This is a genomic window from Williamsia sp. Leaf354 (genome assembly GCF_001424365.1).
Classification (GTDB): Bacteria; Actinomycetota; Actinomycetes; order Mycobacteriales; family Mycobacteriaceae; genus Williamsia_A.
In genome coordinates, this window is the sequence record NZ_LMPL01000001.1 from 728,197 (window position 1) to 747,493 (window position 19,297).

At 67.7% G+C, this 19,297-nt stretch carries 18 protein-coding genes and 1 pseudogene; 9 read left to right on the top strand and 10 right to left on the bottom strand.

Annotated features, from left to right (window positions below; all coding sequences use genetic code 11):
• The first annotated feature begins 184 nt into the window (after nt 1-184).
• The 6 genes from ASG12_RS03465 (at nt 185) to ASG12_RS03490 (ending at nt 6,839) form a co-directional block, all read left to right on the top strand.
• Nucleotides 185-1,282 carry a ferredoxin reductase gene (locus ASG12_RS03465; protein WP_045824665.1) on the top strand — a complete coding sequence of 366 codons (1,098 nt, stop codon included), beginning with the start codon at nt 185-187 and terminating at the stop codon, nt 1,280-1,282.
• Between the two features lie 89 nt (nt 1,283-1,371).
• A complete protein-coding gene (locus ASG12_RS03470; RefSeq protein ID WP_055785212.1) occupies nt 1,372-2,775 on the top strand; it encodes a fatty acid desaturase family protein in 1,404 nt (467 codons plus the stop codon).
• Nucleotides 2,776-3,008: 233 nt separating this feature from the next.
• Nucleotides 3,009-3,932 carry an AurF N-oxygenase family protein gene (locus ASG12_RS03475; RefSeq protein WP_055787551.1) on the top strand — a complete coding sequence of 308 codons (924 nt, stop codon included), beginning with the start codon at nt 3,009-3,011 and terminating at the stop codon, nt 3,930-3,932.
• The gene (locus tag ASG12_RS03480) at nt 3,932-5,512 is read left to right on the top strand and encodes an FAD-dependent oxidoreductase (RefSeq protein WP_055785215.1); all 1,581 of its coding nucleotides are present in this window, start codon (nt 3,932-3,934) and stop codon (nt 5,510-5,512) included. Before ASG12_RS03475 ends, ASG12_RS03480 begins: the two co-directional genes overlap by 1 nt.
• A 410-nt stretch (nt 5,513-5,922) precedes the next feature.
• Nucleotides 5,923-6,396, top strand: a complete 474-nt coding sequence (locus ASG12_RS03485; protein ID WP_055785218.1) for a MarR family winged helix-turn-helix transcriptional regulator — start codon at nt 5,923-5,925, stop codon at nt 6,394-6,396.
• Nucleotides 6,393-6,839 carry a DUF5313 family protein gene (locus tag ASG12_RS03490; protein WP_055785221.1) on the top strand — a complete coding sequence of 149 codons (447 nt, stop codon included), beginning with the start codon at nt 6,393-6,395 and terminating at the stop codon, nt 6,837-6,839. Before ASG12_RS03485 ends, ASG12_RS03490 begins: the two co-directional genes overlap by 4 nt.
• 2 nt (nt 6,840-6,841) lie before the next feature.
• On the opposite strand, the gene ASG12_RS03495 is transcribed toward ASG12_RS03490, so the two are convergent.
• Both ASG12_RS03495 and ASG12_RS03500 read right to left on the bottom strand, forming a co-directional pair.
• Nucleotides 6,842-7,378 carry an SRPBCC family protein gene (locus ASG12_RS03495; RefSeq protein ID WP_055785224.1) on the bottom strand — a complete coding sequence of 179 codons (537 nt, stop codon included), beginning with the start codon at nt 7,376-7,378 and terminating at the stop codon, nt 6,842-6,844.
• 27 nt (nt 7,379-7,405) lie between these two features.
• The gene (locus ASG12_RS03500; RefSeq protein WP_055785227.1) at nt 7,406-8,689 is read right to left on the bottom strand and encodes a diguanylate cyclase domain-containing protein; all 1,284 of its coding nucleotides are present in this window, start codon (nt 8,687-8,689) and stop codon (nt 7,406-7,408) included.
• A gap of 238 nt (nt 8,690-8,927) precedes the next feature.
• Here ASG12_RS03500 and ASG12_RS03505 point away from each other — a divergent pair, with 238 nt between their 5' ends.
• Together ASG12_RS03505 and ASG12_RS03510 are read left to right on the top strand one after the other, a co-directional pair.
• Nucleotides 8,928-10,106, top strand: a complete 1,179-nt coding sequence (locus tag ASG12_RS03505; RefSeq protein ID WP_055787554.1) for a beta-ketoacyl synthase N-terminal-like domain-containing protein — start codon at nt 8,928-8,930, stop codon at nt 10,104-10,106.
• Nucleotides 10,107-10,348: 242 nt separating this feature from the next.
• Nucleotides 10,349-11,506 (top strand): esterase/lipase family protein, encoded by a 1,158-nt coding sequence (locus tag ASG12_RS03510; protein ID WP_055785230.1) that lies wholly within the window; start codon nt 10,349-10,351, stop codon nt 11,504-11,506.
• A 77-nt stretch (nt 11,507-11,583) separates the two neighbouring features.
• On the opposite strand, the gene ASG12_RS03515 is transcribed toward ASG12_RS03510, so the two are convergent.
• The 5 genes from ASG12_RS03515 to ASG12_RS03535 all read right to left on the bottom strand — a co-directional run bounded on the left by ASG12_RS03515 (nt 11,584) and on the right by ASG12_RS03535 (nt 16,416).
• Nucleotides 11,584-12,591, bottom strand: coding sequence for a glycine betaine ABC transporter substrate-binding protein (locus ASG12_RS03515; RefSeq protein ID WP_055785233.1), 1,008 nt, complete (start codon nt 12,589-12,591; stop codon nt 11,584-11,586).
• Complete coding sequence (locus tag ASG12_RS03520) at nt 12,588-13,325, bottom strand: ABC transporter permease (RefSeq protein ID WP_045824657.1); 738 nt, start codon at nt 13,323-13,325, stop codon at nt 12,588-12,590. The genes ASG12_RS03515 and ASG12_RS03520 overlap by 4 nt, the downstream gene beginning before the upstream one ends.
• Nucleotides 13,322-14,539, bottom strand: coding sequence for an ABC transporter ATP-binding protein (locus ASG12_RS03525; RefSeq protein ID WP_055785235.1), 1,218 nt, complete (start codon nt 14,537-14,539; stop codon nt 13,322-13,324). Before ASG12_RS03525 ends, ASG12_RS03520 begins: the two co-directional genes overlap by 4 nt.
• Nucleotides 14,536-15,186 (bottom strand): ABC transporter permease, encoded by a 651-nt coding sequence (locus ASG12_RS03530; protein WP_156377903.1) that lies wholly within the window; start codon nt 15,184-15,186, stop codon nt 14,536-14,538. The genes ASG12_RS03525 and ASG12_RS03530 overlap by 4 nt, the downstream gene beginning before the upstream one ends.
• Before the next feature lie 303 nt (nt 15,187-15,489).
• Nucleotides 15,490-16,416, bottom strand: a complete 927-nt coding sequence (locus tag ASG12_RS03535) for an alpha/beta hydrolase (RefSeq protein ID WP_055785242.1) — start codon at nt 16,414-16,416, stop codon at nt 15,490-15,492.
• 82 nt (nt 16,417-16,498) lie between these two features.
• Between ASG12_RS03535 and ASG12_RS03540 the strand changes: the two genes are divergently transcribed.
• Nucleotides 16,499-17,029, top strand: coding sequence for a TetR/AcrR family transcriptional regulator (locus ASG12_RS03540; RefSeq protein WP_055785244.1), 531 nt, complete (start codon nt 16,499-16,501; stop codon nt 17,027-17,029).
• Here ASG12_RS03540 and ASG12_RS03545 read toward each other — a convergent pair.
• The 3 genes and pseudogenes from ASG12_RS03545 to ASG12_RS21085 all read right to left on the bottom strand — a co-directional run.
• On the bottom strand, nt 17,019-17,813 hold the full coding sequence (locus tag ASG12_RS03545; protein ID WP_055785247.1) for a UbiA family prenyltransferase: 795 nt from the start codon (nt 17,811-17,813) through the stop codon (nt 17,019-17,021). The two genes, ASG12_RS03540 and ASG12_RS03545, sit on opposite strands and share 11 nt — an antisense overlap.
• Nucleotides 17,814-17,886: 73 nt before the next feature.
• Nucleotides 17,887-18,966, bottom strand: coding sequence for a DUF222 domain-containing protein (locus tag ASG12_RS03550; RefSeq protein ID WP_055785250.1), 1,080 nt, complete (start codon nt 18,964-18,966; stop codon nt 17,887-17,889).
• A 101-nt stretch (nt 18,967-19,067) separates the two neighbouring features.
• Nucleotides 19,068-19,286, bottom strand: a pseudogene (locus ASG12_RS21085) (DUF222 domain-containing protein); the annotation flags it as partial.
• Nucleotides 19,287-19,297: the final 11 nt, after the last annotated feature.

The following is a 19,297-nucleotide window of genomic DNA, read 5'->3' on the forward strand; positions in this document are numbered from 1 at the left end:
TTGTCTGTTCTGTGATCGCAAGCGTGCGCGCCACGCCCTGAGGCAACGTACTGTTGGCCGGAGAGACCCGGATCACACTCGCTGAACGCCAGGCGTGGGGGTAACCGGGGGTGCGGACAGCAGCCATCTCGATCGAGAACCTTGTGAGGTCACGTGTCACCTATGAATCCCAGCGGGCGTCTCGATGGCTGAACGCGGCGCCACACCCCAGGTATCGCCCCTGCGCAGGGGGTTCCTCAAGGGAATCCGGGCGCTGTTCAGTCCGCTCGAACCCGATGACTACATCGAGCTGATCAATCCCCTGTGGACCACCAAGGAATTGCGTGGTCGCGTCGAAGAGGTCAGCCCCGAGGGCACCGACGCCTCGACGGTGTGGATCCGACCCGGTTACGAGTGGCCCGGCCACGAGCCCGGTCAGTACGTCCGGCTCGGACTGGTCATCGACGGCAAGTTCCACTGGCGTGCCTACTCGCTGACCTCGGATCCCGAACCCCGCGACGGACTCATCAGTGTCTCGCCGAAGCTCGTCGAGGAGGGAACCGTCTCGCCGTACCTGGTGCGCGCGATCCGCCCCGGTGAGATCGTCCGCCTCAGCGACGTCGAGGGCACGTTCCTGCTGCCCGAGCCCCTGCCGAAGAAGATGCTGTTCATCAGCGCCGGCAGTGGGATCACGCCGATCATGAGCATGATGCGCGCGCTCGATCATCGCGGAGAGATGAACGACGTCGTGGCCATCCACTCGATCCATCGTCGCGAGCAGACGATGTTCCTGCGCGAACTCGAGCGGTTCGACAAGGCGCACGAGGGCTTCACGCTGAACCTGCGGGTGACCGGCGACGAGGGCCGCATGAAGCCCGAGGATCTCGACCAGTTGTGCCCCGACTGGCGGGAGCGCACCACGATGGCGTCGGGGCCGGCGGAGTTGCTCGACGATCTCGTCGAGCACTACAAGGCCAACGACATCGGCGACCAGATCCTGCTCGAACGATTCCAGCCCACCTTCGGTGCAGACCCCGGTGAAGGTGAGGGTGGCCACGTCACGATGCTCAAGAGTGACAGTGACTTCGAGTGTGAGCCAGGCGTTCCCATCTTGCAGGCAGGCGAGAAGGCGGGGCTGGAGCTCAAGTACGGGTGCCGCATCGGCATCTGTCACACCTGTACGGGTGTGTTGAAGAAGGGACAGATCCGTGATCTGCGCACCGGAGACGTCTCCTCACCCGAGGGGCAGTCGATCCGCATCTGCGTGAACAGCGCCGAGGGCGACGTGGAAGTGGATCTGTAACCCACGGATCCGGCTCCATCACAACCCACGCGGCAGGCAAGACCAGCGATTCGCGACGCACCACAGCGATCCATCAGGGAGGACAACCCATGACCACCACCGAACGACGCAACCCCACCGGGAACCCGATCGCCCACCTCGACGCCGAGACGATCGAGCGCCTGGGCAAGGAGTTCGACGCGATCCACGACGAGGTCTACAGCGACCTCGGCGACAAGGACCGCAACTACATCAAGTCCGTGATCGCCGCGCAGCGTCAGCTCGTCGCGCTCGGCCGCGTGATCCTCCTCAACTCGCGGTCCAAGCCCGCCTGGTTCGCCGGCACGGCGGCCCTCGGCGCGGCGAAGATCCTCGAGAACATGGAGATCGGCCACAACGTCATGCACGGCCAGTGGGACTGGATGAACGATCCCAACATCCACTCGTCGGTGTGGGACTGGGACACCGCATCGACCGCCGAGTCGTGGAAGCACTCGCACAACTACGTGCACCACACCTTCACCAACATCCGCGGCAAGGACAAGGATCTCGGCTACGAGATCATGCGCATCGACCCGCATCAGCCGTGGAATCCCGTGTACCTCGCGCAGCCGTTCTACAACCTGCTGCTCATCGCGTTCTTCGAGTGGGGCGTGGCGTTGCACGATCTCGACCTCGAGGCGCTGCGACGGGGCGAAAAGTCGCCGACCGAGGTCCTCAAGGACCTGCGCGGCATCGGCGGCAAGATGCGCGCTCAGATCGTGAAGGACTACATCGGCTGGCCCGCGATCAGCGCCGGCGCGTTCGCGCTGACCGCCATCGCGACCGGTGGTCGGGTCCACCAGTCGAAGGGCTCGCGGTTGGGCAAGCAGATCCGCAAACTCAACGGCAAGCGGACGAAGTCCATCGCATCGGTCGCCGACCGCGTGCTGCCGGGTGTCGAGGACACGTTCGTCGCGACCTTCTGGGCGAACTTCACCGCCAACATCATCCGCAACGTGTGGTCGAACGCGATCATCTTCTGCGGACACTTCCCGGACCAGGCGTACACCTTCAGCAAGGAGGAGGCGGCCGACGAGAGTCGCGGTGCCTGGTACGCCCGTCAGCTCGTGGGCGCGGCCAACATCGACGGCAGCCCGCTGTTCCACATCGCCAGCGGCAACCTGAGCTACCAGGTGGAGCACCACCTCTACCCCGACATGCCGAGCTCGCGGTACTCGCAGATCGCCCCGAAGGTGAAGGACATCTGCGAGCGCTACGACCTGCCGTACAACACCGGTCCGTTCTTCTCCCAGTGGGGACAGGTGCAGCGCACCATCCTGCGGCTGGCGTTCCCCGGCGGCAAGGTGCGACCGAAGCCCGGTCCATACCACCGCCCGGCGCACTCGGGTTCCGACGTCCGCGACAGCGAGGCCGCTCGTTTCCGCGGTCGTCTGCCGGCTGATCACCCCGACGCGGGTCCCGAGCACGGTGGCGACAACGGTGTGCGCGTCTCGATGCCCCCGAGGGAGTGAGGCAGCGCGCCTGACCTCGGGCGGTCCCGCACGACCGGCCTGAACTGCTGAGATCGTCCCCGTGGAGGGGAGCGGTGGACACCACGTCCACCGCGACACCCCACGGGGACGTTCTGCGTTCGGGGCCACCGCCGAGGGTTTACAGGTGTACGCCGAGCACGTATCGTGACAATGAGCGTTGACTACAACGTTCATTGACTACAACATCAGTTGTCACGATGGAGGGACGCGAGATGACGATCACCGTCGAGAGCACCGGAACCACCGAGACCCGTCGCGATCAGGGGTCGAACGAGGTGTCCGACCGACTGATCGCGTCCGCCGCACGGATGTCGCGCAACGCGATGACCGAGATCGACTGGAACGAGCCCCTCGATCCGACCAAGTACGGCTGCAGCCCGGAATGGTCGTCGCTGTACGGCACCGACATGTGGGACGAGCTGACCGAAGAGCAGCGCATCGAGCTGACCCGGCACGAGTTCGCGTCCATCTCCACCAACGGCATCTGGTTCGAGATGATCCTGCAGGAGATGGTCATCCGCGACCAGTACCTCGGCGAGTACCACTCGCCCGAATTCCAGTGGTCGCTGGTCGAGATCGCCGACGAGTGCCGTCACTCGCTGATGTTCGCCAAGGGCGCCGACGTCATGGTGGGCACCTCCTACCGGCCGTCGAAGTTCGTGGGTTGGGCCGGCAAGGCGTTCATGGCGCTGGCGAAGAACGAGGTCGCCTACAGCGCGATCCTCGTCGCCGAAGAGGTCCTCGACGTCTTCCAGCGCGGCTGCATGAACGACGACCGCGTGCTGCCTCTGGTGCGCACGGTCAACGAGATCCATGTGCTCGAGGAGTCGCGCCACATGAAGTTCGCGCGTGAAGAGGTGCGCGAGTCGATGGAGGGTGTCGGCTGGTTCCGTCGCCAGCTCAGCGCACTCATCATCGCGATCGCCGGCTTCCTCATCGTGACGAGCCTGCACTCGCCGCACCTGTACACCAACGCCGGATTGGACAGCAAGCGTGCGATGGCGGTGAAGAAGAACAACCGTCACTTCCAGTCGATGATGCGCGAGAGCTGCGTCCACCTCATGGAGTTCCTCGACAGCGTCGGTCTCCTCACGCGTCCGGCCGCACGGTGGTACCGCAGGGCGAATCTTCTCTGATGGCGTTCGCGATCACCCAGTCGTGTTGTAGCGACGCCGGGTGCGTGTCGGTCTGCCCGGTCAACTGCATCCACCCCGCGCCGGGCGAGCCGGGTTTCGGGACCGCCGACATCCTGCACATCGATCCCGACACCTGCATCGACTGCGGTGCCTGTTCGGATGCGTGCCCGGTCGACGCGATCTTCCCGGTCGACCGCCTCGGTCCGCGTGATCTGCACTTCGCCGAGGTGAACGCGGCCTATTACCGCGACCGCGAGGTCTCCCAGGACCAGAAGCCCACCGAGTACGTGCCGCTGCTGCGGCTGCCCGAGGGCATGAAGGTGGCGCTGGTCGGCACCGGTCCCTCGGCGGGCTACGCGCTGCGCACCCTGCTGATGCGCACCGCCGTCGAGGTCACGGTGATCGACAAGCTGCCCACGCCGGGCGGACTCGTGCGTTCGGGCGTGGCGCCGGATCACCCGGCGACGAAGAACATCACCCGCGGGTTCGATCTGCACCTGCGGGATCCTCGCGTGACGGTGCTCGGCGGTGTCGAGGTCGGTCGCGACGTCTCGCCGCAGGATCTCGCCGACCACTTCGACGCGGTCTTCTACGCCATCGGGGCGTCGGAGCCCCGTCGTCTCGGCATCCCCGGTGAGGACCTTCCCGGCAGCACCTCGGCGAGTGCGGCGGTCGCCTGGTACAACGGCATCCCCGACGCACCGAACCCGTTGCAGTCGGCCGACATCGGGCGCACCGTCATCGTCGGCACGGGCAACGTGGCCCTCGACATCGTGCGCCTGTTCCACACCGATCTCGCCGATCTCGGCCGCACCGACATCGCCGATCGGGCCCTGGACTTCTTCGAGGCCCACCGCACCCACGAGGTGGTCCTGCTGGGCCGCCGCGGTCGCGACACCGGCGCCCACACTCCCGCCGAGTACACCGCCCTGGTGAACACCCCCGGGGTCGAGATCATCACCGTCGACGCGTCGGATCAGGAGTCGATCACCGTCACCGCCGAGGTGGACGGGGCACACAAGCGGATCGTCTTCCTGTACGACTCCACGCCGCTGGAGGTGCTGGGGGACGACCGCGTCCGGGCGGTCCGTGTCCGCACCGGCGACGTGGTGCGCGACATCCCTGCCGACAACCTCATCTCCTCCATCGGCTACCGCACCCGGCCGATACCCGGCCTCCCGTTCGACGACGCAGCGGGCCGGATCCCCAACGAGGCCGGCCGGATCTCCGACGCCTCGGTCGAGGTGGCCGGCTCATACGTGGTCGGCTGGGCCAAACGTGGCCCCACCGGCGGGATCGGCGCCAACCGTGCCGACGCCGAGGAGACGGTGCAGGCCTTCATCGCCGACGCCGCGGGGGGTCGACTCGCGACCCGCCCGCACGCGATGGGCGACTTCGACTCGTTCCTCCGTCGCCGCGGCGTGCAACCGGTGCGGGCCCGCGGGATCGCCACCATCGATCGCGTCGAACGACGTCGCGGGACCACCGCGGGTCGTCCCCGCGTGAAGCTCACGAGCGAGACCGAGCTGCGGCAGACCGCGCGGCCTCGGCGTCGCCGGATCTTCCGCTCCGGGGACTGACGGCGGTCACGTGTCGCGGTCGGCGGTGACCCGCGACTCGGCCCGCGACGCACAGCGACGCACGTCACTTCGCACGGGCCGACGAGGTGTCGCCGACTTTCCCTGTGCGCAGCCTCTTTTCGGTTCTATTCTGGGGAACAGAACGAACGTGCCACTCGGGGCGTTCGCCGACGAGAAGGAGAGGCCATGCTCATCACCATGTTCGTGCTCGGCACCGTGGCGGTCTCGGGAATCCTGCTGTGGGGCGGCAACGACCTCGATTTCAGTGCCCGCACCCGCTACTAGAACCTGCACAGATCGCTAGCGATCACCGATCGCCCACCGGATCCCGCCGTCGACACCGACGGCGGGATCCGTCGTAGGGCGATCGGCAAGATAGATAGTGCACGATTCAATCGTGTACTATCCATATCGTGACCGATGCTCCCGCGACCGACGATCTGCTCCGGCTCGACCGGCAGGTGTGTTTCGCCCTGGCCGTCACCAACCGCACCGTGCTGACGATCTACCGGCCGCTGCTCGAACCGTTGGGGCTGACCCACCCGCAGTACCTGGTGATGCTGGCGCTGTGGGAGTCGTCGCCGCGCAGCGTGCGCGCCATCGGGGAGGTGCTCATGCTCGATTCCGCCACGTTGTCGCCGCTGCTCAAACGACTCGAGGCGGCCGGACTCGTCACCCGCGAGCGATCGAGCGCCGACGAGCGTCAGCTCGACGTCACCCTCACCGACGCCGGCGCGGCCCTGCGCACCAGAGCCCTCGACATCCCGCCGGCCGTGGTCGACGCCCTGGGGGTGTCCCTGGCCGATCTCGAGGATCTGCGCGAGGTGCTCTGGCGGATCAACGCCGCGGCCAGGGCAGCCGCGGAGAAGGAGGCCGAGCGATGATCGGATCGACACGGGCGCGCACGCGACCGACGGTGTGGCAGTGGATCGGATACGCGTTCGGCCGCACCCTCGACGACGACCTGCGCGACTGGGTGCGCCGAGATCTGCTGGGGCGCAACTTCTACATCCGACACCTCGTGCGCGGCATGGTGCCGTTCCTACCGATCTTCGCGGTGTTCATGATGTTCCCGGGGCCGTGGTGGCTACGCGCGCAGATGGTCGCTCTCGCAGCGGTTCTCGGGCTGATCTACTGCGCGGCCTACATGGACCAGAACCGGACGCACCGCCTCGGCAAGCACGGACTCGATCCCGACCTGCTCCCGGAGAGCCGTCGGCGTCAGGCCGTCGCCGACCGTGCCGCGTACGAGGCGATCTACGGTCGGTCGACCTCGGTCACCCGACGCACGCTCGATCCGGCCGATCACGAGCGCCTCGAGCGCTGACGTCAGGCCGTCGGGGTCGCGCAGGGATATCCGCGGAGCACCGTGCGCGCGAGGATGCCGAGGGTCGCCGTGAGTGACTCAGGTCGGATCACCGGGAAGATGCCCTTCGCGCGCCACTCCGGGTGGATGTCGGACCAGTCGTAGAACGATGTGACCCGTGTGCCGTCGCCCTCGGGCCGCAGTCGGTAGCCGTACACGTGGCCGATGGGCGGGCGCATGCGGCCGAGGATCGTCCAGGAGATCTCGCGGTCGCGCTCGAACGACGCGATCGTCACGGTCACGTCGTATTCGCCCATCGGGATGTCGCCGAGGGCCTCACGGTCCATGTGCACGACGAACGTGTCGCCCGCCGCGCGCACCCGGTCGCCGTCGGCGCCCATCAACATGCCCGACCCGTCGATGGCGACGTGTCCCTGCGGGTCGCTGAGCACCGCGAACACCTCGGCGGGCGATGCGGCGATCACGCGCGACACCTCGATGCGTGTCGAGGACGGATCGGTGGCGTCGACCGATGGGGTCGAGGACTCGGTGGGAGGCACCAGACGAGCCTACGGTTCGCCGATGTGTCAGCCCGTGCGGTCGGTGGAGAACCTGACCGTCCGGTTCCCACCCGCCCCCTTGGCGGCGTACATGGCCATGTCCGCGTCGCGGAGGAGGTCGTCGATGGTGCGGCCGTCGCCCTGCGGCACCACCACGTGACCGATGCTCGCGCCGACTCCCATCGTCCAGCCGTCGAGTTCGAGCGGGCGCGACAGCGCGTGGTGGACGGCCTCGGACACCTCGTCGGTGTCGGCACTCGGGCCCGCGAGCAGTACGACGAACTCGTCACCGCCGACCCGACCGACCTGGCACCCGTCCGGCACGACCGCGCGGAGTCGCCTCGACACCTCGCGTAGTACGGCGTCACCGATGCTGTGGCCGAAGGAGTCGTTGATCGTCTTGAGATTGTCGAGATCGACGTAGAGCACCGCGATCGGCCCACGCTCGGCCGACGCCATGGTCTCGGTCAGCACCGACACCACGTGGAGGCGGTTGGGCAGATCGGTCAGTGAGTCGTGGGTGGCCTGGTAGGCGAGTTGTGCGGCGGCGGCGCGTTCGGCGGTGATGTCGGTGAACGACGCGACCAGATGCGACAGCGGGTGATCGTCGATCAGGGCCGAGGTGCCGCGCAACCACACCTGGGTCCCGTCGGGGCGTGTCACGCCGAGAAGGAAACGGGTCGGTCGGCCGGTACGCGAGGTGGTGGCGTGAGGGAGGTCTGCGTGGGCCACGGGCCGACCGTCGGTGTCGACGACGGTGATGGCGCGCACCAACTCTCGCGGAAGGTCCCGACCGACCACGGCCGCCGCATCGACACCGAGGGCGCTGGCCGCCGCGGCGTTGATCGACTGCACGATGCCGTCGGGGTCCTGTACGACAACACCTTCGGCGAGGGTGGAGACGACGCTGGCGAACTGGTGCTCGGCCGCCGCCGCGGCACGTTCGGCGGCGCGTTGCGCGGAGAGATCACGCAGGACCGCGAGATAGGCCGGGCGCCCCTCCCAGAGGGTGAGCACCGAGCGGGACTCCACCGGCGTCTGCCGGCCCCCGATGCAGCGCAGCATCATCTCGGTCGGCGTGGACGGCACGCCCTCGACCTCGAGACTGCGGATGCGTTCCCGTAGCGCACCCAATGAGCCCTGGTCGACGAACTCGGAGAACAGATGGCCGACAACCTGATCGCGGGAATGCGCACCGACGAGGCGGAGTGCCGCGGGGTTCACGAACACCAGCCGGCGTCCCTCGTGCACGACGATCGCGTCGGGACTGTGATCGATCAGGATCTTGTAGTGACGGTCCGGATCGGTCACCCCGTGCCTCCCCGTCGCGCCACGCTCACCTGACGTCGGGGTCTCGTCCACCCGACCGGCGAAGTCTATCGGACCATCAACAGGCGATGAGAGGACTCGAAAAATGTGCAGAAAGGGTGACTGCGCATTGGTGATGTCGCATTGTTGACGCCTTCTTTTGTGTTGTCGCCCCATGTGTATCTCAATGGTTCTCGGGGATGTCTTCCCCGATCTCGCGACGACGAAAGGTGTCACCGAAATGATCTCGAACAATCGCACGGACAATGTGGACATCGTCGGCGTCGGAGCCGTCACCGGTTACGGGTGGGGCACCGATGCGCTGTGGGGCGGTGTGTCGGGCGGGAAACCTGCCGCCGTCCTCCACCAGGGGGCGGCGTACGCCGACGGGGGTGGCATCTGGCTCGCGAAGGTGCCCGACGGTGGCGACCCGGCCGATGGTCGCAGTCGCTTCTCGCAGGCCATGCGCTTCGCGGCGAGGGAGGCGATCGACGACGCGCACGCACGGGGGTGGGATCCCGGCCGCCGGGTGGGGTTGTTGCACGGCGTGGTGCTCGGCGACACCGAGGACTGGCGGTCGTTCCATCTCGACGATCACGGTCACCGCCGCATTCGCGATTACATGGGTCTGCTTCCCTCGACGCCCATCTCGACCCTCATGCAGGAATTCGGCTTCCACGGTCCCGCGATGAATGTGTCGGCCACATGCAGCTCCGGGAATGTCGCACTCATCACCGCGAAGATGTGGCTCGACGCCGGCATCGTCGACGACGTCGTGTGCGTCGCCACCGATCTGTCGCTCACCCCCGAGAACGTCGATCACTTCGTTCGGCTCGGAGCGGGTGTCGTCGACACCGAACCGCTCGACGCGTGCCGACCGTTCCAGGAGGGTAGCCGCGGATTCGCCATGGGGGAGGCGTCAGTCGGGTTCGTCGTGAGCAGGCGCGGCCCCGCGCGGGGCTACCTCGGCATCCTGGGGGGCGCGATGTCGCACGACGGGTTCCACGTGGCGTCGGTGGCGCCCGATCATCGGGAGATCATGCGGTGTGTCGCCGACGCCCTCGCCGATGCCGGCGTCGCCGCGCGGGATGTGCGGTACCTCAACGCGCACGGCCCCGGCACCGCGCAGTGCGACGCGGCCGAGACCGCGATCCTCGGGGAGATGTTCGCCGAGTCGCGCCCCGCCGTCTACTCGATGAAGCCGCTGACCGGGCACTGCCAGGGTGCGGCGGCCGCGGTCGAGATCGCTGCGGCCGCGCTGGGGTCCGAGCACGGCGTGGTCCCGGCGCCCCCACAGGTCGCCGAGGCGCATCCGCAGCTCCTCGACGGCGCGACGCCCATGGTCGACGGGATCACGGTGAAGCCCTCGCTGGGCATGGGCGGACACAACTCGGTCACGGTGCTCGCGCCGGTCGGGTGAGGGCATGACCCCGATGACGGGCCCAGTGGTGACCTCCTCCAACAGGCGTTGAGGAATACGACGCGAACAGGGTCCCTGCGTCGTGACTGTTCACAGTGACCCAGGTCACGCGTTACCGAAAACGAACGTACCTCGGTGAATGTGTCCGACGGATGCCCTTGTCGTGGATATCTTTCGCCCGGCGTACGAACAGGGGGCATTCGGCTTCCGCGGCGCCGGAAGAGATCCCTGAAAGGGCACACATGAAGACCACTCGTGGACTCCAGCGCCTCGCGATCGGCTGCGTGTCGATCGCGGCTGTGGCGGGACTCGGTGCAGGCCTGGCCGGTCCGGCCACCGCGGCACCGTCGGTGCAGCAACTAACCGACACCATCAAGCAGGGGGCCAAGAAGCCGACGAAGGCGGCTCCGAAGGTTCAGCTCCAACAACAGAACGGAACGGCCAACCGTTCCATCACCACCAACGCCGTGGCCGGTCCTTTCACCGTGCCCGACGGCACCGGCAGCACCGCCTCGGACACCTCAGGGGTGGGGCCGCAGCAGACCAACTTCGGCAACGCCTTCGGTTACGCCATCCTGAATCCCAACGCCGCGCCCCCCGGCGCCAACGACTTCGGCTGCAAGCCCAAGTCGGGTCAGCGCCCGGTCGTCCTGCTCCACGGCACGTGGGAGAACGCCTACGACAACTTCGCGCGGATCTCCCCGGATCTGAAGGCGGCGGGCTACTGCACCTTCACGTTCAACTACGGCAAGCTCAACATCACCAACGGCGGTGGCGTGATCTCCCTGATCCCCGGGACCAACGGCACCGGTGACATCCCGACCTCGGCCGGCCAGGTCGCAACCTTCGTCAACCGCGTTCTCGCGGCGACCGGTGCGTCGAAGGTCGACATCGTCGGGCACTCGCAGGGCGGTGTCCTCGCGCGTCAGTACCTGAAGTTCAACGGCGGTGCGAGCAAGGTGCAGAAGCTGATCACCCTCGGTGCCACCAACCACGGCACCACGCTGTTGGGCATCGGGTCACTCGGCCGCAGCATCAACAACCTGGGCATCGACATCCTCGGGTTCGCGCAGCTCCCCGTGGGTATCTCCGGTATCCAGCAGGTCGTCGGCTCGAACTTCATCAACAACGTCAACGCCGGTGGCGACACCCTGCCCGGGATCGACTACACGATCATCCGGACCACCTACGACGAGGTGACCACCCCGTCTGAGTCGACGTTCCTCACCGCCGGCCCCGGCGCGACGGTCAAGAACATCACGCTGCAGGATGGGTGCCCGATCGACCTGTCCGATCATCTCTCGATGAGCTACTCGACGAGGGCGATCTCGATCATCAAGAACGCGCTCAACCCGGCCAGCCCGGTGGTGTGCGCCAAGAGTGGTCCGCTGGTCAACTGACACAGCACTTCTCGACAGCTGCCGGGCGTCGGACGCGTACTGCGTCCGGCGCCCGGTTCGTCATGTGACCGGTGAGGTCACTTCACGAGTCCGGTGCTCTTGAGCCAGTCCCAAGCGACGTCGGCGGGATCCTGGCCGTCGATGTCGACGCGGCCGTTGAGATCCTGCATGAGATCGTCGGTGAGCCGCTTCGAGATGTTCGCGATCAGCGGGGCCAGCTGCGGGTACTCCTTGATGATCGACGAACGCACCACGGCGGTCCCGCTGTAGGGCAGGAAGAACTTCCGGTCGTCGGTGAGCACGGTGAGATCCAGGTTCTTCACGCGGCCGTCGGTCGTGTAGACCTCACCGAAGTTGCACGGCGCGCTCTTCGCGGTGGAGGTGTAGATGACACCGGCGTCCATGCGCGTGACGTTGGCCGCCGGGACACCGTCCGGTGTGCCGTAGGGGATCCCGTACTTCTTCAGCATCGGCAGGAATCCGTCGGAGCGCGAGAAGAACTCGTCGTCGACGCAGAAGGTGCGGTCGGCCACGGGGAGTTTCGCGACCTCCGACAGCGACGTCACCTTCAGGCGCTGCGCGGTGGGGCCCGAGGCGGCGAACGCGTAGGTGTCGTTGAAGTTCGACGGCGGCAACCACACCAGGTTGTTGGTGGACTTCTCGATGTCGCGGACCTTCTCCCACAGCAGGGTCGGGTCGGCGATGGTCTCGGTCTGGTTGTGGTAGGTGACCCACCCGGTTCCGGTGTACTCCCACAGGATGTCGGCGTCGCCGTTGAGCTGCGCCTGCCGCGAGGACGCCGAACCGGGGGCGCCGGTGAGGTCGGTGACCTTCGCGCCGGCCGACGACAGGTACGACGCGGTGATCTTGCCGAGGAGGACGCCCTCGGTGAAGCTCTTCGACGTCACGGTGAGCTTGGCACCCTCGAGCGGCTTCGCTCCGTCGGCGAGGCTGCCGGTGGTGAACGTGCCCGACGAACTGACCAGGCCGCAGCCGGCGACGGTCAGGGCCGTCGCCGCGAGAACGACGAGTGCGGCGCGAAACCGTCGACGCGGGCCGGCGGCCCGGGATGTGCGCTTAGTCATGCGAGTCCTCGTGGTGTCGCGACCAGCTCGACGAGGCGGCCGAGCCAATCGATCGTCATGGCGAGCAGGCCCACCAGGATGGCCCCGGAGACGAGCAGTTTCGGCAGGAACAGGGTGACGCCGGTGGTGATCAGGGTGCCGAGACTGGGCGCGCCGATGAACGTGCTCAATGTGGCCGTACCGACCAGGATGACCAACGCGGTGCGGACGCCGTTGAGGATGACCGGCACGGCCAGCGGCAGTTCGACCTGCACGAGGGTGCGCAGGCCCGAGTAGCCGATGCCGCGTGATGCCTCGATGGTGCGCTGATCGACCTGTCGCAGACCGATGATCGTGTTCTGCAGGATCGGCAGGATCGCGTAGACCACGAGGCCGAGAACCGCGGTCCGGAACCCCGTCCCGAGCCAGAAGGTGAACAGCACGATGAGACCGACGGCGGGTGCAGCCTGACCGATGTTGGCGATGTTGACCACGAACGGGCTGACGCGCCTGGCCTTCTCGCGGGTCAGCAGGATGCCAAGCGGGATCGCGATCACCACCACCCAGGCCGTGGAGATGAGGGTGAGCTCGATGTGGTCGAGGATCGTCGACTTCAGCGTCGACCATGCGAGCGACGCCTGCTCGGTGGTGCTGAAGGTCGTCGACCGGTACCAGATGATGTAGCCGACCAGCACCACGATGATGATCAGCGGCTCGAACCAGACGTCGGTCGGGATGCGGCGCAGGCGCTTCACGACGCCGCGCCGTCCTCGTGATCGACGTAGGTGTCGTTGTCGGTGTCCGCGCGGGCGTCGGCGAGCTGGTTGCGGATCACGTCCATCACCACCGCGATGGTGAGCGTCCCCTGCACCGCTCCGCGGCCGTCGGTGACGAGGACGCCGCCCTGGCTGGCGGCGAGCATCGAGTCGAGCGCGTCGTTGAGGGTCGCCGATCGCGCGACCACCGGCAGCCGGTTGTCGATGTAGTCGGAGACGACGTCCTTGGTGAGCAGTTCGTCGATCGAGGGCCACGAGCGCGGGGTGCCGTCGTCGTTGACCACGACCACCCAGGTGTGACCCTCGGCGCGGGCCTGGTTCACGACCTCCTGTGTCGACTGCCCGACCCGCGCCCGCAGCACCGGGTTGTGCGGCACGTCGCGCACGCGCGAGAGCGTGAGGTGGGCCAGCGTGGCGCCGGACCCGACGAACTCCTCGACGAACGGCGTCGCCGGGCTGGCGAGGATCTCCTCGGGCGTTGCGTACTGCTCGATGTGGCCGCCCTCGGAGAAGATGCACACCTTGTCGCCGAGTTTGGTCGCCTCCTCGAAGTCGTGGGTGACGATGGCGATGGTCTTGCCCAGTTCGTGCTGGATAGCGATGAGGCTGTCCTGCAGGCGGACCCGGGTGATCGGGTCGACGGCGCCGAACGGCTCGTCCATCAGCAGGACCGGCGGGTCGGCGGCCAACGCACGGGCCACGCCGACACGCTGCTGCTGGCCACCGGACATGTCCTTGGGCAGACGGTCGGCGAAGACGTCGGCGTCGAGGCCGACGAGGTCGAGCAGGTAGTCGGTGCGCTCGGCGATCCGCTTCTTGTCCCACCCGAGCACGCGCGGCAGCGCGCCGATGTTCTTCTTCACCGACCAGTGCGGGAAGAGTCCGCCGGACTGGATGACGTATCCGATGGACTGGCGCAGCTTGTCGGGGTTCTCGCCGGTGACGTCGCGCTCGTCGAGGAGGATGCGGCCGGCGGTCGGCTCGATGAGTCGGTTGATCATCTTCAGCGTCGTGGTCTTGCCGCAACCCGAGGGGCCGACGAACGCGACGATGTCACCGGCGGCGATCTCGAGGTCGAGTTTCTTCACCGCCGGCGTCGACGTACCGCGGTACTGCTTGACCACTCCGTCGAGGCGGATCGACACCCCGGTGACCGTGCGCGACGGGTCGCTGCCGGCAGAGGTTGCTGTCATGAGAGTCCCTTTGCGATCGTGAGGCGCCCGAGCAGCACCAGCAGGGCGTCGAACACCAGGGCGATGACGACGATGAGAACCGTTCCGGTGAAGGCCATCTCGAGGGCGTTGGCACCGCCGAGTCGGGCCAGACCGTTGAAGATCAACGAACCGAGCCCGGGGCCGAGGACGTAGGCGACGATCGCGGCGACACCGACGATCATCTGGGTGGACACGCGGATGCCGATGAGGATGATCGGCCACGCGATGGGGAGTTCGACGGTGAACAGGATCCGCCACCGCGACAACCCGATGCCCTGCGCCGACTCGATCACCGTCACCGGCACCGACCGCAGACCGACGATGGCGTTGCCGATCACGGGCAACGCGGCGAAGAACGCCAGCATGAAGAACGACGGCAGCACACCGAGTCCCAGCGGGACGATCAGCAGCGCGAGCAGGGCCAGCGACGGGATGGTCAGGGCGACACGACTGGTGGTGAGGGTGAGCGCGGAGACGAACGGCAGGCGGTAGACGAGCACCGCGATGACGACCGCGACGACGGAACCGACGACCAGCGTCTGCAACGCGAGCGACGCGTGTTGATAGGTGAGGAAGGTGAGCAGTTCACCCCGGCCTCGTAGGTAACCCCAAAGGTCCACTGGCATCCCATCGTTCGTGCGACCGCAGCGCGCTCCGCATCCGACAGGGGTCGACGGACGGCGGTGGGGAGCCGTGGGCGAGTTGCGCAAACGGTAGCCGACACCACCGGGTCCGCGCGGCCGCTTACGCGGCATCCGTGCGCGGCGCGGGCGGTGTGTTGTGCGGGAACCGGTGTCGTCACCAGCGGTGATCAGCGGTGCGTCACCGCAGGTCAAGAATTTCGATCACGCAGAGTCGAAACCCGTTGTGCGCGGGTGCCGAGGGCTACAGCACCAGTGAATATAGCAGCGCTCCCGCGCGGGGGATGGTCAATCGACGGGCGCGACGGTCCGCAGGAATGCGAGCTGATCGGCGACGACGGCGGGGAACAGCGGTGCGACGTAGGGATCGAAATGACCGCCCTCGTAGGTGAGCACGGTGGCGTCGGGCATCGAGCGGGCGGCCCTCGTCGCGGCCGCCGCGGGGGCGATGGTGTCGCCCGTGGCCACCTGGATCAGTGCCGGGCATCGGACACGCGCGGCCGACCGGGCCGGCGAATAGAGGCCGATGCGCAGGGCTATCCGGGCGGCGACGGTCTCCGCGTACTCCCCGCGGCGGATCCCCGACTCGGTGACGAGACGCTCGAAGGCCTCCTCCGCCCCCGGGGCGGACATCACCGCGGCCGATCCCTCGGGACCGATCGACGCGACGTAGCGCGGCGCGCGGTGTAGCAGCGCGGCCACGGTGTCGGCGAGCGCGACGGGCGCGATCCGCAGGGCGCGTCGGATCCCGGTGGCGCGCACCGCGGCGGGTCCGCTCACGTGCGGCACCTGGGCGATGATCGCCGCGAGTCGTTCGCCGGAACCGGCGGTGGTGATCACGTGGCCGCCGGCGAACGAGGTGCCCCACGCGACGACGGTGTCGGGGTCGGCGACGTCGATGGTGCGTGCGAACGCGATGGCCGCGCGCCAGTCGGCGAGCTGCGAGGCGACGTCGAGGAGCTGGCGTGGTTCCCCTTCGCTGTCACCGAAGTAGCGGTAGTCGAACAGCATCACGACGTAGCCGGCGGCGGCGAACAGCTCGGCGTAGGCGGGCAGACGCAGCGCGCGGACCCCGCCGAACCCATGGGCCATTACGATGACCGGCGTCCGGTTCCCCGGCGAGGCGGTGCCGGGTCGGTAGACGGTGGCCGCGCAGGTCACGCCCTCGGAGGTGAAGGTCTCCTCGACACGGGTGTACTCGATATCGGTGGGCACGTCGTCGCCTCTCGGTCTGTTCTTGAATGCAGTTCAAGGAAAGCTACCGGGTTCTTGAGTGGCGATCAAGTAAAGTCGATCGGTGCCCGCCAACCGTCGTCCCCGCGCCCGTGCGGAGAAGCGCGACGAGATCGTCGCTGCGGCGCGCTCGCTGTTCGTCGCCGACGGGTACGAGGTCACCGCGGTGAGTCGGATCGCGGCCGAGGCGGGTGTCACCACGAACACCGTCTACTGGTACTTCGCGGACAAGGACCACGTATTGGTCGCTGTGCTCGAGGAGCTCCTGGCCGAGGCGCTCACCCGCTACGAGTCGGTGGTCAGCCGGCCGCTGACGGAGAAGATCCTTTTCGCCGTCGAGGAATTGTCGTCGATGCACGCGCTGGTCGACACGGTGCATTCGCGGCGTGCGTCGTCGCCGGTGATCGACGAGTGGCACACCGGTTTCCACGAACTCGCCGATGCGTTGACGCGGGCCGATCTCCCGGCGGAGAACGCCGAGGCGGCGAGCGCGATCATCGCGTTCGTGGTGGAGGGACTGCTCACGCACCCCGGTGACGAGGCCGGGCGGCGCGCGATCGTCGACCTGTTGGTGTCGCGACTGGTCAGCGGATGACGATGATCGCGAGATCGATCCCGGCGATCAGCATCGTGGCGTAGAACGGCGCCCGGCCCGGTGCGCGCGTGCACACCGCGGCCACCAGCACGACGACGCCGAGCACCACCCACTGCCACGCCCCGCGGTGGGTGGCGAAGACCCCGATCACGGTGGCGCCCACGAGGAGCGCGGCCGCGACCGCTGGAATCCTGGTGCGGCCCAGGCGATGCGGTAGCCCGCTCATCCCGGTGACGGCGTCGTCCTCGAGATCGGGGAACACGTTGAGCAGGTGTGCGCCGACACCGAGCAATGCGGCCATCGCCACCACCCATGCCGGTGGCAGGTCGCCGGATCGGGACGCGAGGCCGACGGCGATCGGCACCGATCCGAAGGCGAGGAGGTAGGGCACCCACGAGAAGATCGTCCGCTTCACGCCGAGGTTGTAGGCCAGGGCTGCCCCGACGCCGGCGACGAGGTGCACCGTTCCCGCCGCGACACCGCAGAGCAGGGAGGCGACGACGCACACACCGGCGGTGAGGACGGTCGCGGTCACGACTGCCTCGCGGGTGACGGTGCCGACGACGAGTGGTTTGTCGGTGCGGTGCACGGCGATGTCGGTGTCGCGGTCGATGAGATCGTTGGTCCACCCCACCACGAGTTGGCCGCTGAACACCGCGATCGCGAGGGCGACCACGATCGCCGGAGCGACGTCGCCGGTGGCCGCGAGAACCGTCGACAACGCGGTGACCGCCAGCCCGGGCGGCAGGTGCCCGGCACGTGCGAGGGCGACGACGTTCACCATCTGCGCTCCGGGCGATGGTGGACCGGTGTCATCGCCCGACCGTATCCTGCGTCGTCGACCATGGCGGGTCGTCTCAGAAGGGCGGCAGTTCGTCGTTGTCGGGGTCGGCGGCCTGGGCCTGTTGTTGTTCGGTTTCGCGGGTGCGGCGGTTGTGTTCGCGTTCGGTCTGTCGGCGGGCGTGTATGTCTGCCAGGCGTGGTCGGCGTCTGGTGGGTGGTGGCTCTGGGTTGCCAGGTGGTGTTGTGTCGGCGGGTGGGGCGTTCTGTGGTGCGGTGAATCGGATGTCTTTGAGGGCGGGGAACAGGTCGGTGCCGTCGAATGCCGGCCCGTCCACGGTGAGGCCTTCGGGGGTGATGATCACCGATTGGATTCGGCCGTCGCGGCCGACGGTCTGGTCGTCGAGGAACGCGGTGTGGGTTTTGAGGTTGTGGTGCAGCCGACACTTCGATCCGGTGTTCCCCGGACACGTCTGCCCACCGTGGGCGGGATGGTCGTGGTCGTACTCGTGGATGTGGTCGATGTCGCACACCCAGGCGGGTCGTTCACATCCGGCGACGTCGCAGTACAACGACCTCGCCCGCACGACGGTGTCCAACGCCGTCGACGGCCGATACGGATTCCCCGGGGTGTGTGGGGCGAGCGGATCATCGAGATGCCCGATCGGCGCCACGGTCACATCCGGCTCGCTGATCAGTTCCTCGAGGTGGGCCGGGGAGATCACGCCGTACCCGTCCAGGAAACACGGTGACTCCCCGTCCCCGGCGACTGTCTCCAAATCACAGACGACATGCAACGTCATGCTGGAGCCGGTTCCCGGTACCGGTCGTGCGGTGGGGCCGTCCTCGGCTGGGATGGTGGCGGCGTCGCAGTCGTCGTTGCCGCACTGGCATTCCCACGCGGCACCCATGACCAGACAGAAATGAGCATCCGACTTCCGCGCGGCGAGCGTCCGACCGTCGTTGTCGCAGACGGCCCGCGCGAGGGTGTCGACGCGTCGGGATATCTGGATGGCTTTCTCGGCGGTGGACGTGGCCTCCACGCGTGCCATGCCGTCGTCGAGGCGTTCGGTCCAGAATCCCCGTGCATCGACCGCCGCCTTGCGGCGAGCCCGCACGGCATCAGGGTCGACGCGGTAGACGCTGCGGTCGACCATGTCCCGGATCCGCGACGCCGACCACGACCCCCGACGACGCAACGCCGCCGCGATCTCGTCCCGTGCATCGACCGCCCCCCCCGTGCATCGACCGCCGCCTTGCGGCGAGCCCGCACGGCATCAGGGTCGACGCGGTAGACGCTGCGGTCGACCATGTCCCGGATCCGCGACGCCGACCACGACCCCCGACGACGCAACGCCGCCGCGATCTCGGTGTCGACGACCTGCTGATTCTCGCGGTCGAGAACGAGGTCGGTGCGTTCGACGATCAACCGCACATACCGCGGTGCGAGTTTCCCGTCCCGGAGACACTCGGCCACCTTCGGGAGCC